This window comes from Shewanella sp. Iso12 (assembly GCF_012030025.1).
In the GTDB taxonomy this organism is placed as follows: domain Bacteria; phylum Pseudomonadota; class Gammaproteobacteria; order Enterobacterales; family Shewanellaceae; genus Shewanella; species Shewanella algae.
In genome coordinates, this window is record NZ_JAAUHW010000010.1 from 154,761 (window position 1) to 168,304 (window position 13,544).

A 13,544-nucleotide genomic window follows, 5' to 3' on the forward strand; every position below is an offset into this window, starting at 1 on the left:
TTAAATCCCTTCCATAACTTGGTTAGCGACCACGTAAACCAAGCCATTTTTTCGGTTTATGCTAATGTCCAGAGTGTTGCTTCCCTGGGTGAGCATCAGGGTGCCGATTTCGCTATCCAGATAGGTACCAACTTCGCTCCAACCCTGACGTTGAAAGTGACGTTGGTAGTAATGGAAGGTATCTGCCAGTGTGCGGTTGCTGTTGAAAACCAAGGTTCGGCCACTCTTGAAGAGATCCTTTGAACTGACATCAGACAACACAGTGCTACCGCTCGGCATTGGAAATGCCAACTTACTATGGACTGGGCTACCGGGATCTTTACTTATGCCTATGTAAGCTAGAACACCATCAAAGTCTTTCCTTATTCGGGCCGTTAACAGGAAAGGTGGTTGCAAGCTATTGATGATGTAGTCCTGGCCAAACATCTGTTCATCAAAGCGTTCACTTTTGCCCTGCCATTGGCGTTTGAAGAAGGCTGCGGTCATCATCTGATTGCTTTTATCCCGCATCACCCAAGTTGCCATGGGAGTGCCTTGATAAACCATTTCTTCAGCTACCACTTCCACCGTGGCGGAATCGGGAAACTGTATTTCAGGCCATTCAGTTGCCAGCAGAGGAAGGCTGAGAAACCAACAGCCCAAAAGGAGTTGTTTCATAGTTAACCTCCACATCCTTTAGAACCATAATTACAAAGACGGTTGGCAGGCAGTACTTCAGTTTCCACATGGCCCAGCTTCAGGGAGTTGGGGTGCAGTTCTTTACCAAAGGGAATGAAGCTGGCAACCTTTTGGGCGGTTCTCACCCAACTGACATCTGCGTAGTTGGTTGGTACCAGGCGTTCGGCTCTACGACGCAGATGCTCAGGGCCAGCTGCATTCCATCCTGAGGCGAGTAAGGCGCTGTTGCCCTTATAAGTCAGCTGCATACTGTCGAATGGCTCGAGGTGCATCTGTACCAGGTCAGTTTCCACGCGAGTGTGGTAGAACTGATCTTGCTCAAGGGAGAAGCCGGTATAGGCCAGCACCCCAAGTGCTTTGCCTATCAAAGAGTTCACCGTACCCGGTATCTTGGAGCTCGGCTCGGCGAAGCTTAGACGGTTCTTTCCTTCCCCCTTATCCTTGATCAAGCCAGATAGAGAACCATCATGGCGAGTCTGGTGTTTCAGCAAGGGGTGAACATTCTGTTCCCAGTTCCATTGCTTAGGTGGACGACTATCTATTACCTGGCCTTTTCCTTGATAAAAGCGCCATGGGAGTTGGGCTGATAACTGTTGTTCCGTTTTTTTTGCCAGGAAAATTCCCTTGCCAGTGACCATGCGTGACGGTGCCTGCTCCTTCCATACCGTGCGTTCCCAAGCAGCATATTGAGCCGCCTGATTAGCTCTGTGTTGGACCCCGGTTATTTTTGAGATGAAAGGTAGCAACAGTAGCAATGGGATTATCACAAAGCTCATCCCTATGATTGATTCAGCCAGGGCCTGGCCCCGTTGTCGATGAATGAACTGCATTAGAGTAACCTTGTCAGAGCCTGAACTGCGGCCCTCTCCCCTTGAGTAGATTGGCTCAGGCGCACTTGCCAGAATGGGTTATAGAGGTTGCCGTACTCATGCTTACTATCTTTTCTGGCCCAGGCAGAACCTGATTTCATCAGATCTCTCGGCCGCGAGTAGTAGACTTGTGCCGCGGCCAATGCGGTCATTCTGTCACCCAGCATTTTTTCATTGGTCGCAGGGTCAACCATGTCCCCTCCGAGAGGTACGCTGTTGCTGGTTCTCACTTTGTCTTGTTTTTTGGATACCACGACCAGAATATTGCTGGTTTCACTTTTCCCTTTTGCGGAATTCGACAGGGAATAGAAAGGTTGTACGCCATCATAGCTGCCACGGGTCACTTGATCGGCGGCTGCAAAGTTGGATGCGCTTCTATTATGTCCTCTGCTGCTTCCCCAGTAAGTTCTATCGTTCAACCTGCTGAGAATGGCTCTATTGTCGGATACGGTTCCACCCCAACCGGCAGGAATTTCTCTGGTACGCCATTTGCAGCGCCAACGTTTACATCTGAACTTGGAAAAGTGCACACTCAAGGTATCCATGGATGTCCATGATTCTGGACGATTCCCGTTGCTGACAAGCTCGCTGCCGCCGGCTTTATAAGTCTTGGCTTTGATCGGAAAAAAGTGGAATGACCAAGGGAAAGGCAGTTTATAGGTGCGTTTGTTGCTGAAAGGATCTCGGGATTTAAGAGTGACACCTATAAAGTCCTTATACTGACTGCCACCCTTATTTCTGTTTTGTCTTTTTTGAAGAGTTTGAAAGTCTACCCATACATTCTTTAGATCTTGTATCAATAGCGGGTTTTGCATCAAATCCATACGAGCATTTGGATCATTGGCTTTGACAATATCGCCAGCGCTATCGAACGCTGCCGTTACCCCTGCATAGTGCATGGATTGCTGAGCGATACTTATGGCTTTAAGTACGGTATTTTCTACATTGACCAGTACTTTGATGGCAGGCTGCACACCTTGATTCAGCCCCTTTACCACTTGCGCGATACCGTTGACCACTTGGCCAACGTAGGGAACTGCACACAATACCCGGCAAGCATTCTGTGAAAATACTTCAGCCATATTGAACCAAGATGAAAGGCCAACGAGTTGGGCTACTGCTACCTGATTGGCAACCGCAGCTCTATTGGTGTACGCCTTGAAATTCATGTCCCTGGCAGCAAGAGTGGCAACACTGTAGGCTGTATTATCTGCGGTATTTTGTAATTTAGTGCCCTTGATATTCAGTTGGGACACATTGAAACTAAAGAGGATTACCATTAGTGCAAATGCCATAAGAATCAATGACATTATCATGGCTTGCCCCTGTTGACGGGAAGGCATCATTCCTTTGCTCCTGCCTGCTCTCTGGTCTTGGTATTGGTTTAGTCGATTCCGCTGTCGCCACCGCCTTGACCTGAACCACCGGCAGCCTTATTGGCCCCTTCGTTATAGTTGCTCAGGTTGTAGTTGCTATCGGCTGTATTGCTGGCATCGTCGGCAGCTGTCTTGGCATTGGATATTTGTCCAGAGGAGTCTTGCCCCGAAACTTCACTTGAAAGTCCGGCGACTTGGTTGCGTATTGTTTTTCCAAAAAAACTGTATACGCCAATTGCAGTAATCGCTATCAGAGCCACTATGATGATATATTCCGTCATCCCTTGGCCCATCTGTTTATTAGATGCCATGAGTTAATCCTTTAACGAATGAGAAGGGGAATCACCAGACGTATTCCCCATTTTATAGGTAAGAGAGGTATTAATTACCGCCTGAACCACCAGAAGAACCACCAGCCGCAGCCTTATTTGCAGCAGCGTTATAGTTACCCAAGTTATAATCACCGTTGGCAACAGTAGAGGTTGTCCCCGCAGCAGTTTTGGCAGCACCAATCTGAGCTGACGAATCAACACCGGACATCTCTGTTGCCAGACCAGCCACTTGATTTCGAATGGTTTTACCGAAGAAGCTGTATACGCCAATGGCGGAGACAGCAATAAGCGCTACTATAATGATATATTCGGTCATACCTTGACCGCGAATTTTACCCTTGTACATTATCACTCCTTGATGCATTTGCTTGAGACAAAATTGTCGCGTAATTTTCCCGTTACATATTAGTCATAACAATTACCCAAAAGTGTATATTTGTATCGTCGTACGGTAACTGGTTATACCCTTATTTTTATATGGGAATTGTTTAATGATTAATCAGGAGTGAGCAACTTAAAGTATATATATGACAGTAATAAGACAGGCTGATTAACTTGATAACTCAACTTATGCTGATACTAAGTTAATGCCTAATGGATGATGAAACGATTAATGTATTGTGGCTCTTAGGTTTGGTATTGAACATATAATTCTCGGAAAAGAAAACGGCTCCTTAATGGAGCCGTTTTCATCATCAACTGTCGTTATCAGGCTTTAGGGCCAGCGGCCTTGATGGCATCAGACACCTGATACTTGGCGAAGTTGCTTTGGAAGGATTCAGCCAGCTGCTTGGCGTACTTGGCATATTCTTCCTTATCGGCCCAAGTGTTGACCGGGTTCAGCAACGTGCTGTCGACGCCGGGGACGGCAACCGGGATATCCAGGTTCAACTGCTCGATATGTTCGGTCGGCACTTCTTTGAGTTCACCGCTGACGATGGCATCAACAATGGCACGGGTGACAGGAATGTCGAAACGCTTACCCACGCCGTAAGGGCCACCGGTCCAGCCTGTGTTCACCAGGTAAACCTGGCTACCGAAGGCTTGGATACGCTTCATCAGCAGTTCGGCATATACCCCGGCAGGGCGAGGGAAGAAGGGAGCACCGAAACAGGTGGAGAAGGTTGACTGAATCGCGGCGGTTGAGCCCACTTCGGTGGAACCCACCTTGGCGGTATAACCTGAGAGGAAGTGATAGGCCGCCTGCTCCTTGCTGAGTTTGGCTACCGGGGGCAGGACGCCGGAAACGTCGCAGGTGAGGAACACCACGGCGTGTGGCTCGTTGCCACGGTTGTCTTCCTTGCGCTGGGCGATGTGCTCCAGTGGGTAAGCGGCACGGGTGTTCTCGGTCAGGCTGGCATCCTTGTAGTCGGGCACGCACTGCGCGTCCAGTACCACGTTTTCCAGCACAGTACCGAAGCGAATGGCATCCCAGATCACCGGCTCATTCTTCTGGCTGAGATCGATACACTTGGCATAACAGCCACCTTCAATATTGAAGACGCCGCCTTCGGCCCAGCCGTGCTCGTCATCACCGATAAGGAAGCGCTTGGGATCGGCAGACAGTGTGGTCTTGCCTGTGCCTGAGAGGCCGAAGAAGAGGGTAGTGTCACCATCTTTACCGACGTTGGCCGAGCAGTGCATCGGCAGTACGTCTTTGGCCGGCAGCAGGAAGTTTTGTACCGAGAACATGGATTTTTTCATTTCACCGGCATAGCGCATACCGGCCAGCAGTACCTTACGCTCGGCGAAGTTGATGATAACTGTGCCGTCTGAGTTGGTGCCATCGCGCTCGGGTGAGCAGACAAAACCAGGGGCATTGATAATCTGCCACTCGGGTTTCTGACTCTGGTTATAGTGCTCTGGCACGATAAACAGGTTACGGGCAAACAATTGGTGCCAAGCGTATTCAGTCGTGACTCTGATAGGCAGGTAGTGATCGGCGTCGGCGCCGACTTCCAGTTCAGAGACAAATACTTGCTTGTCGGCCAGATAGGCCTCGACCCTTTCCCATAGGGCAGCAAATTTTTGAGGTTCAAACGCTTGGTTGACCGCGCCCCACTCGATATCGGCCTCGGTACCCGGCTCCTTGACAATAAAACGGTCGGCGGGGGAACGGCCGGTGCGCTCGCCGGTCTGGGCCACCAGGGCGCCGTTGGCTGTCAGAGTGCCTTCGCCGCGCAGAATAGCCTGCTCGACCAGTTGGGCACTGTTGAGATTGAGTTGGATGCGGTTTGCTTCTGCCGCCATAGGTAAGGTCTCCATCTATTGTGAGGTCTGGTATGGTCCCGGTCTGCTGCCGGGTTGGCGCGATTGTAACTTAAGCGCTGGCTGAAGTGTGAGCAAGATCTGGAAAATGGTGAAAAAAAGAGGGCGATCACTCGCCCTCTTGAAAAACGACAGATTTATCGCCCCATTATTGGGGAGTATCCGGTGCCTGAGCGTTGGCGAAGATGGCTTCGATATCGATAGCGTCGAAGCGATAGTGGCTGTTGCAGTATTCACAGCCCATCTCCACCAGGCCTTTTTCCTGGATGATGGCGTCTATCTCTTCTTTCGCCAGGGTGCGGATGGCTGCAGCGCTGCGCTCACGGGAGCAGGTACACTTGAAGCTGACGCTCACCGGATCGAACAGCCGCACCTGCTCCTGATGGTAGAGGCGATGCAGGACTTCGGTGGCCGGCAGGCTGAACAGTTCTTCGGCCTTAATAGTCGCAGTCAGCTGAGTCAGGTGTTCAAACTCGGTATTTTCACTCTGCTCGCTCGGCAATACCTGCAACAGCATACCGGCGGCATGTTCGCCATCGGCAAATAACCAGATACCGGTAGGCAATTGCTCAGATTGGGCAAAGTAGCTCTCCAGACATTCGGCGATGCTGGGCTTATCCAGCGCCACTACGCCCTGGTAACGCTCGCCTTCTGTCGGGGTAAGGGTGATAACCATATAGCCTTGACCAAAGAGCTGTTCCAGTGGCGTATCGGCAGCAATCTCGCCCTGCCAACGGGCAACGCCCCTCAATTCCTGGCGGTTGTTACCATTGATCACTGCCAGTGACACGGGGCCACCCTGACCCTGGAGTTGCACACTGATATCTCCTTCAAATTTCAGCGTGGCTGTCAGCAACGAGGTGGCGGCCAGCAATTCACCCAGCAGTACCTTAAGGCGCTCCGGGTAATCGTGGGTGTTAACTATCTGGCGGTAGCTATCACTGAGCTGGGCCAGTTCACCCCTTACATCGGCGTTATCAAACAGATAGCGATGGAGAGTATCTTGGTTCATTGGGTTTCTCACTGTTAATTCAGGTCTCGCGGAAGCGGATGATTTGCCGCCGCTGTTTCTTGTCCGGCTTGGTATCGGGCGCCGGATTATGCAGTATGTTGAGCCTTCTGGCTTCTGCATTACTTTCCCGCTTTTGTATGCTCTGCGGTGTTTCTTCGTACAGGCTCTGGGCGATAACCGCCCCCTGACGGACACCGGAAACTTTTTTTATGACGATCTCTTTTTCGTCATATCCCTGGCGTAACCTAATGCGCGCACCGACTTCTGCCAGTTTGCTGGATTTGGTCCTTTGGCCGTTGTAATGTACTTTACCGCCGTTGATCATCTCTTTGGCCAGGGCGCGGGTCTTGTAAAAACGCGCTGCCCAGAGCCATTTATCGAGCCGGACCGCCTCGGCGTTGTCATTGCTATGGGCCATGGATACTCCTGTCATAAATGAAAAAGGGGATGAGCTCACAACTCGGGGATAAATCCCTTGTCCAAGCCGTCGATACGGGGTTAAACAGTGGAGCGCTTCACACCCTTTCCAGGCGCGCAAAGGTAGCATAATCGTACAATTTTCGCCAATCTACTCCCTGTTATGGTCTTGTTGCAAACAAGAGTGTGGGTTAGCATGGCGAAGGGTTCAGTCACTATCATAATCAGAACAGAGACCTGATTAGAGGGTCCGGAAAATATGGATTTATTGGATAAGATTATCGCCAAGACGGGCAGCATACCGCAAAAACCCGCCAGCTCTGCCGTGTTTTGGCTACTGATGCTGTTGGTTCTGTATTTGATGGCACAGATCAGCTGGAAGCTGATCCCAACAGGCAAACCGACAGCCAACTGGACACCAACCCCGGTTTCTGGCACCCAATCCCAGAATGTCGATATTGGCACTATCAACGGCTTGGCACTATTCGGCAAGAAAGATGCCAGCAGCACCAAGCCCAAGTCTGAGCCAGCCGCCGAAATGATCACAGATGCTCCAAAAACTTCACTGTCGATTTTGTTGACCGGGGTGGTGGCATCCAGTGCCGAGCAGAAAGGCCTGGCTATTATTGAGTCTCAAGGCAGTCAGGAAACCTACAGCCTGGGCGATAAGATTAAGGGTACCTCGGCATCGCTGAAAGAGGTGTATGCCGACCGCATCATTATTACCAATGCCGGCCGTTACGAGACTCTGATGCTCGACGGTCTGCAATATACCACTCAGTCACAAGCCAACGCCCAGCTGCAACAGGCCCGCAGCGGTGGTGATGTGACCAAGGTTGACCGCCGTGATGCCGATATTGGCCGCGAGTTGGTGGCCTCCCGCGATGAGTTGCTGGCCGATCCCAGCAAGATTACCGATTACCTGGCGATCTCTCCGGTACAAAAGGATGGTGAAGTACAAGGGTACAGACTCAACCCGGGTAAAGATGCCGGATTATTCAAGGATGCCGGGTTCCAGCCCAATGACCTGGCAAAATCCATCAATGGTTATGATTTAACTGATATGAGCCAGGCGCTGGAGGTGATGGGCCAGCTGCCGGATCTGACCGAGGTCTCTGTGATGGTAGAGCGCGAAGGTCAGTTGGTTGAAATCATGTTCAGTTTGCCGCAATAAAGCAGGTTTAGGGGAAAGTACAATAATGAACAACAAACGGATTCGAACCAAGCTTATCGCTGGTCTGGTAGCCACAGCGGCCTTGCTGACCCAACAAAGCGCTTGGTCTGAGCAATATGCGGCGAACTTTAAAGGCACTGATATTCAGGAGTTTATCAACATAGTTGGTAAGAACCTCAATAAGACCATCATTGTCGATCCTACTATTCGCGGCAAAATCAATGTCCGCAGCTATGACATGCTCAACGATGAGCAGTATTACCAGTTCTTCCTCAACGTGTTACAGGTCTACGGTTATGCCGTGGTCGAGCTGGAAAACAATGTCATCAAGGTAATTAAAGATAAAGACGCCAAGACCTCTTCCATTCGGGTTGCCGATGACAATACCCCGGGACTTGGCGATGAGATGGTGACCCGCATTGTGGCGCTGTACAACACAGAAGCCAAACAGTTGGCGCCTTTGCTGCGTCAGCTCAATGACAACGCCGGTGGCGGCAACGTGGTCAACTATGATCCTTCCAACGTTTTGATGATCACCGGCCGCGCCAATGTGGTCAACAAGCTGGTGGAGATTGTACGCCGGGTGGACAAACAGGGGGACACCGAAGTGCAGGTGGTGCCTTTGGAATACGCCTCTGCCGGTGAAATGGTTCGTATTATAGATACCCTCTATCGCGCCAGTGCCAACCAGGCACAACTGCCGGGCCAGGCGCCCAAAGTGGTGGCCGACGAGCGTATCAACGCCGTGGTGGTCAGTGGCGATGAACGCAGCCGTCAGCGGGTGGTGGAGCTTATTCATCGTCTCGACGCCGAGCAGGCCAGCACGGGTAACACCAAGGTGCGTTATCTGCGTTATGCCAAGGCCGAAGACCTGGTGGAAGTCCTGACCGGCTTTGCCCAAAAACTGGAAGGTAAAGATGGTGCCGCACCAGCCCCCGGCAGCGCCGGAGGCAAACGCCGCAACGAAATCAATATCATGGCCCATGAAGACACCAATGCTTTGGTGATCAGCGCCGAGCCGGATCAGATGCGCACCCTGGAGAGTGTGATCAACCAGTTGGATATCCGCCGAGCCCAGGTGCTGGTGGAAGCCATCATAGTCGAGGTAGCTGAAGGGGATGACGTGGGCTTCGGCATTCAGTGGGCCACCGAGGCAGGTGGCGGTACTCAGTTCAATAACCTTGGCCCCACCATAGGTGAAATTGGCGCGGGTATCTGGGCGGCGCAGGATCAGAAGGCTTCCCAGACCTGTACCGGCTCGGGTGATAACCTGACCTGTACCCAAAACCCTGACACCAAGGGTGATATCACCCTGTTGGCTCAGGCGCTCGGTAAGGTGAACGGTATGGCCTGGGGCGTGACCATGGGCGACTTTGGCGCCCTGGTTCAGGCCGTGTCCAGCGATACCAACTCCAACGTGTTGGCGACTCCTTCTATTACCACCCTGGATAACCAGGAAGCCTCCTTCATTGTCGGTGACGAAGTGCCTATCCTGACTGGTGCGCAAAACTCTACCAATGGCAACAGTAACCCGTTCCAAACCGTTGAACGTAAGGAAGTCGGGGTCAAGCTCAAGGTGGTGCCACAGATCAACGAAGGCAACGCGGTCAAGCTCACCATTGAGCAGGAAGTGTCCGGTATCAACGGCAAGACCAATGTGGACGTGACCTTTGCCACCCGTCGCCTGACTACTACTGTTATGGCCGACTCGGGCCAAATCGTGGTGCTGGGTGGACTGATCAATGAAGAGGTGCAGGAGAGCGTACAGAAAGTGCCTTTCCTGGGTGATATTCCAATTCTGGGGCATCTGTTCAAATCGTCCAGCAGCGGCAAGAAGAAAAAGAACCTGATGGTGTTTATCAAGCCGACCATTATCCGTGACGGTGTCACCATGGAAGGCATTGCCGGCCGTAAGTATAACTACTTCCGTGCCTTGCAGCTGGAGCAACAGAAGCGCGGCATTAACCTGATGCCAAACACCAATGTGCCTATGTTGGAAGAATGGAGCCAGGAAGAGTATCTGCCACCCGAGGTCAATGAGATCCTCGAGCGCTATAAGCAAGGTAAGGGGCTGGATACCAAGATGCGCAAGACGGACTCCACCCTGAAGACATTGGATGAGAACAAACAGGGCGAAGCCGATGAGTGAAGTCCAGCCGCCAACAGAAGAGCTGGCTCAGGTTTCCAGTGAGCTGGCGCTGGTCGCCGAGGCCGAGAGTGACGAACTGTTTCATTCAAACAGCCGTGAGCGGCTGCCGTTTGCCTTTGCCCACAGATACAACCTGGTGCTCAGCAAAGACCAAGATGAACGGCTGACTCTGTATTACACCCAGGCAACGCCTTTGTCTGTGCTGTTTGAGGTGCGTCGTTATGCCGGTCAGGAGCTACCGCTGCACAAGCTGGAAGCCAATGAGTTTGAGCGCTACCTGACCCAGGCCTATCAGAGTAACTCTTCCGAGGCGCAGCAGCTAATGGAAGACATAGGCAATGAGATGGATCTCTTTACCCTGGCAGAAGAGATGCCGCAGACCGAAGATCTGCTGGAAGGGGAAGATGATGCACCTATCATCAAGCTGATCAACGCCTTATTGTCTGAAGCCATCAAAGAAGAGGCTTCGGATATTCATATTGAAACCTACGAGAAGCAGCTGGTGGTGCGTTTTCGGGTCGATGGTGTGCTCAAGGAAGTGCTCAAGCCGAACCGTAAGCTTTCCTCACTCCTGGTATCGCGGATCAAGGTAATGGCCCGTTTGGATATCGCCGAGAAGCGGGTGCCGCAGGACGGCCGGATCTCGCTGCGTATTGGTGGCCGCGCCGTGGATGTGCGGGTATCGACTATGCCGTCGAGCCACGGCGAGCGGGTCGTGCTGCGTCTGTTGGACAAGAACGCCGGTAATCTGGACTTGGCACAGCTGGGGATGAAAGACAGCATCCGCCGCCAGTTTGATGAGCTGATCCGTAAACCCCACGGCATTATTCTGGTTACCGGCCCTACGGGTTCGGGCAAGAGTACTACCCTCTATGCCGGTCTAACCGAAATCAATCACAACGACATCAACATACTCACAGTTGAAGACCCGATAGAATACGAACTGGAAGGCATAGGCCAGACCCAGGTCAACACCAAGGTGGACATGACTTTCGCCCGCGGCTTGCGGGCCATTCTGCGTCAGGATCCTGATGTGGTGATGATAGGTGAAATCCGTGACCTGGAAACAGCCCAGATTGCGGTTCAGGCCTCACTCACTGGCCACCTGGTGATCTCTACCTTGCACACCAACACGGCTTCTGGTGCCATTACCCGTTTGCAGGACATGGGCGTTGAGCCTTTCCTGGTGTCTTCCAGTCTGCTGGGGGTGCTGGCCCAGCGCCTGGTGCGGACTCTATGCAACGAATGTAAGGAAGCCCACGCCCCGGATGCCCGCGAACGTGAACTCCTGGGCATAGGCGATGAGGAAGCGGTGATCTATCGCGCCAAGGGTTGCAAGAGCTGTGGCCATAACGGCTATCGTGGCCGTACCGGGATCCATGAACTACTGCTGGTGGACGACAACGTCCGCGAACTCATTCACGGCGGCCGTGGCGAACTGGCGATTGAAAAATATATTCGTCAGCACAGCCCCAGCATTCGCCATGACGGCATGGTCAAGGTGCTGGCGGGGATCACTACCCTGGAAGAAGTGCTGCGCGTGACCCGCGAGGAGTAATTCATGGCGGCATTCGAGTACAAGGCGCTCAATCAAGCCGGGAAGCAGGTCAAAGGGGTTATCGAAGCCGATACCGCCAGACAGGCCCGCAGTCAGCTGCGTGAGCAGAAGCTGATGCCGTTGGATATCGCCCCGGTTACCGAAAAGGAAGCCAAGGCCAGTAGTGGCAGTTGGTTGGCCCGGCGCAAGAAGATCTCCGTGGCCGAACTGGCGCTGATCACCCGCCAGATAGCGACCCTGGTCGCCGCCGGTTTGCCGGTGGAAGAGGCCCTCAAGGCCGTAGGCCAACAGTGCGAAAAAGACCGTCTCGCCTCCATGGTGATGGCGGTGCGCTCGCGGGTGGTGGAAGGCTACTCGCTGGCCGACTCCATGGCCGAGTTTCCCCATGTGTTTGATGATCTCTACCGCGCCATGGTGGCCTCGGGCGAAAAGTCCGGCCATCTGGAAATCGTACTCAATCGCCTGGCGGACTACACGGAGCGGCGCCAACAACTCAAGACCAAGCTGACCCAGGCGATGATCTATCCCATAGTGCTGACCACAGTGGCTATCGGTGTTATCGCCGTGCTGCTGGCGGCCGTGGTGCCCAAGGTGGTTGGCCAATTTGAACACATGGGCCAGGAGTTACCCGGTACCACTCAGTTTTTGATCGCCGCCTCTGACTTTGTTCAGCATTACGGCTTGTTCGTCCTGGGCGCCATAGTATTGCTGGCACTGCTGTTTCAGAAGATGCTCACCAAGCCCGCCTTCAAACTCAAGTATCACAAGCTGTTGCTGCGTTTGCCTGTGGTTGGCAAGGTCAGCAAGGGGCTGAATACGTCACGCTTTGCCCGAACCTTGAGTATCCTCAGTGCCAGTTCAGTGCCGCTGCTCGATGGCATGCGGATTGCCAGTGAGGTCTTGCTGAATGTGCGGGTGCGTCAGGCGGTGGAAGAGGCCACGGCCAGAGTGCGTGAGGGAACCAGTCTGGGGGCGGCACTGACTAATACCAAGCTGTTCCCGCCCATGATGTTGTATATGATAGCCTCGGGCGAGAAGAGTGGTGAGCTGGAGCAGATGCTCGAGCGCGCCGCAGATAACCAGGACAGGGAGTTCGAGTCCAACGTCAATATCGCCTTGGGGGTGTTTGAACCCCTGTTGGTGGTGAGTATGGCCGGGATAGTGTTGTTTATTGTTCTGGCGATTTTGCAACCGATATTGGCGCTCAACAATATGATTAGTGGCTGAGTCTCATTTCACCGCAGCCATTTGAGGTTTTTTAGGAGGAAGTAAGTTAATGCAAAGCAACAACAGACAGAAAGGTTTTACCCTGCTGGAAGTGATGGTGGTGATAGTGATCCTGGGGATCCTGGCCTCCATGGTGGTGCCCAATCTGATGGGTAACAAGGACAAGGCCGACCAGCAAAAGGCGGTGTCTGACATAGTCGCACTGGAAAACCAGCTGGATATGTACAAGCTGGACAACAGCGTGTACCCCACAACCGAACAGGGGCTGGAAGCTCTGGTCGAGAAGCCCAATATTTCTCCTGAGCCACGCAACTATCGTGACGGTGGTTACGTTAAGCGCTTGCCCATGGATCCCTGGGGCAACCCTTACCTGCTGATGAGCCCGGGTGAACACGGCAAGATCGACGTCTTCAGCTCAGGCCCTGACGGCCAACCCGGCACAGAAGACGACATAGGCAACTGGAATCTGCAAGACTTCCAATAA

Annotated in this window: 13 protein-coding genes; 5 read left to right on the top strand and 8 right to left on the bottom strand. The window is 52.7% G+C overall.

Annotated features, from left to right (window positions below; all coding sequences use genetic code 11):
- From HCX89_RS16415 to hslR, 8 genes are all read right to left on the bottom strand, one after another.
- Positions 1–657 (bottom strand): hypothetical protein, encoded by a 657-nt coding sequence (locus tag HCX89_RS16415; protein ID WP_028780581.1) that lies wholly within the window; start codon positions 655–657, stop codon positions 1–3.
- Between the two features lie 2 nt (positions 658–659).
- A complete protein-coding gene (locus tag HCX89_RS16420) occupies positions 660–1,508 on the bottom strand; it encodes a hypothetical protein (RefSeq protein WP_107005984.1) in 849 nt (282 codons plus the stop codon).
- Positions 1,508–2,893, bottom strand: coding sequence for a Tad domain-containing protein (locus HCX89_RS16425; protein ID WP_037474985.1), 1,386 nt, complete (start codon positions 2,891–2,893; stop codon positions 1,508–1,510). Before HCX89_RS16425 ends, HCX89_RS16420 begins: the two co-directional genes overlap by 1 nt.
- A 38-nt stretch (positions 2,894–2,931) precedes the next feature.
- The gene (locus tag HCX89_RS16430; RefSeq protein ID WP_025010639.1) at positions 2,932–3,234 is read right to left on the bottom strand and encodes a Flp family type IVb pilin; all 303 of its coding nucleotides are present in this window, start codon (positions 3,232–3,234) and stop codon (positions 2,932–2,934) included.
- A gap of 70 nt (positions 3,235–3,304) precedes the next feature.
- Entirely contained in the window at positions 3,305–3,601 is a 297-nt protein-coding gene (locus HCX89_RS16435) for a Flp family type IVb pilin (RefSeq protein ID WP_025010640.1), read from the bottom strand.
- Positions 3,602–3,963: 362 nt separating this feature from the next.
- Complete coding sequence (locus HCX89_RS16440) at positions 3,964–5,505, bottom strand: phosphoenolpyruvate carboxykinase (protein WP_025010641.1); 1,542 nt, start codon at positions 5,503–5,505, stop codon at positions 3,964–3,966.
- 166 nt (positions 5,506–5,671) lie between these two features.
- Positions 5,672–6,535, bottom strand: a complete 864-nt coding sequence (gene hslO / locus HCX89_RS16445; RefSeq protein ID WP_025010642.1) for an Hsp33 family molecular chaperone HslO — start codon at positions 6,533–6,535, stop codon at positions 5,672–5,674.
- A 19-nt stretch (positions 6,536–6,554) separates the two neighbouring features.
- On the bottom strand, positions 6,555–6,953 hold the full coding sequence (gene hslR / locus HCX89_RS16450; protein WP_025010643.1) for a ribosome-associated heat shock protein Hsp15: 399 nt from the start codon (positions 6,951–6,953) through the stop codon (positions 6,555–6,557).
- 258 nt (positions 6,954–7,211) lie between these two features.
- Between hslR and gspC the strand changes: the two genes are divergently transcribed.
- The 5 genes from gspC to gspG are packed head-to-tail and all read left to right on the top strand — an operon-like array spanning position 7,212 to position 13,544.
- Complete coding sequence (gene gspC, locus HCX89_RS16455; protein ID WP_025010644.1) at positions 7,212–8,126, top strand: type II secretion system protein GspC; 915 nt, start codon at positions 7,212–7,214, stop codon at positions 8,124–8,126.
- A 25-nt stretch (positions 8,127–8,151) separates the two neighbouring features.
- Complete coding sequence (gspD, locus tag HCX89_RS16460; protein ID WP_025010645.1) at positions 8,152–10,275, top strand: type II secretion system secretin GspD; 2,124 nt, start codon at positions 8,152–8,154, stop codon at positions 10,273–10,275.
- Positions 10,268–11,833 carry a type II secretion system ATPase GspE gene (gspE, locus tag HCX89_RS16465; RefSeq protein WP_025889487.1) on the top strand — a complete coding sequence of 522 codons (1,566 nt, stop codon included), beginning with the start codon at positions 10,268–10,270 and terminating at the stop codon, positions 11,831–11,833. The genes gspD and gspE overlap by 8 nt, the downstream gene beginning before the upstream one ends.
- Before the next feature lie 3 nt (positions 11,834–11,836).
- Positions 11,837–13,060: a type II secretion system inner membrane protein GspF gene (gspF, locus tag HCX89_RS16470; protein WP_093981841.1), complete on the top strand. Its 1,224-nt coding sequence runs from the start codon at positions 11,837–11,839 to the stop codon at positions 13,058–13,060.
- Positions 13,061–13,109: 49 nt separating this feature from the next.
- Complete coding sequence (gspG, locus tag HCX89_RS16475) at positions 13,110–13,544, top strand: type II secretion system major pseudopilin GspG (protein ID WP_025010647.1); 435 nt, start codon at positions 13,110–13,112, stop codon at positions 13,542–13,544.

What these genes read in the sequence shown, in the direction of transcription:
- HCX89_RS16415 (WP_028780581.1), bottom strand. Translation starts at nt 657, where the DNA reads ATGAAACAACTCCTTTTGGGCTGTTGGTTTCTCAGCCTTCCTCTGCTG.
- HCX89_RS16420 (WP_107005984.1), bottom strand. Translation starts at nt 1,508, where the DNA reads ATGCAGTTCATTCATCGACAACGGGGCCAGGCCCTGGCTGAATCAATC.
- HCX89_RS16425 (WP_037474985.1), bottom strand. Translation starts at nt 2,893, where the DNA reads ATGATGCCTTCCCGTCAACAGGGGCAAGCCATGATAATGTCATTGATT.
- HCX89_RS16430 (WP_025010639.1), bottom strand. Translation starts at nt 3,234, where the DNA reads ATGGCATCTAATAAACAGATGGGCCAAGGGATGACGGAATATATCATC.
- HCX89_RS16435 (WP_025010640.1), bottom strand. Translation starts at nt 3,601, where the DNA reads ATGTACAAGGGTAAAATTCGCGGTCAAGGTATGACCGAATATATCATT.
- HCX89_RS16440 (WP_025010641.1), bottom strand. Translation starts at nt 5,505, where the DNA reads ATGGCGGCAGAAGCAAACCGCATCCAACTCAATCTCAACAGTGCCCAA.
- hslO (WP_025010642.1), bottom strand. Translation starts at nt 6,535, where the DNA reads ATGAACCAAGATACTCTCCATCGCTATCTGTTTGATAACGCCGATGTA.
- hslR (WP_025010643.1), bottom strand. Translation starts at nt 6,953, where the DNA reads ATGGCCCATAGCAATGACAACGCCGAGGCGGTCCGGCTCGATAAATGG.
- gspC (WP_025010644.1), top strand. Translation starts at nt 7,212, where the DNA reads ATGGATTTATTGGATAAGATTATCGCCAAGACGGGCAGCATACCGCAA.
- gspD (WP_025010645.1), top strand. Translation starts at nt 8,152, where the DNA reads ATGAACAACAAACGGATTCGAACCAAGCTTATCGCTGGTCTGGTAGCC.
- gspE (WP_025889487.1), top strand. Translation starts at nt 10,268, where the DNA reads ATGAGTGAAGTCCAGCCGCCAACAGAAGAGCTGGCTCAGGTTTCCAGT.
- gspF (WP_093981841.1), top strand. Translation starts at nt 11,837, where the DNA reads ATGGCGGCATTCGAGTACAAGGCGCTCAATCAAGCCGGGAAGCAGGTC.
- gspG (WP_025010647.1), top strand. Translation starts at nt 13,110, where the DNA reads ATGCAAAGCAACAACAGACAGAAAGGTTTTACCCTGCTGGAAGTGATG.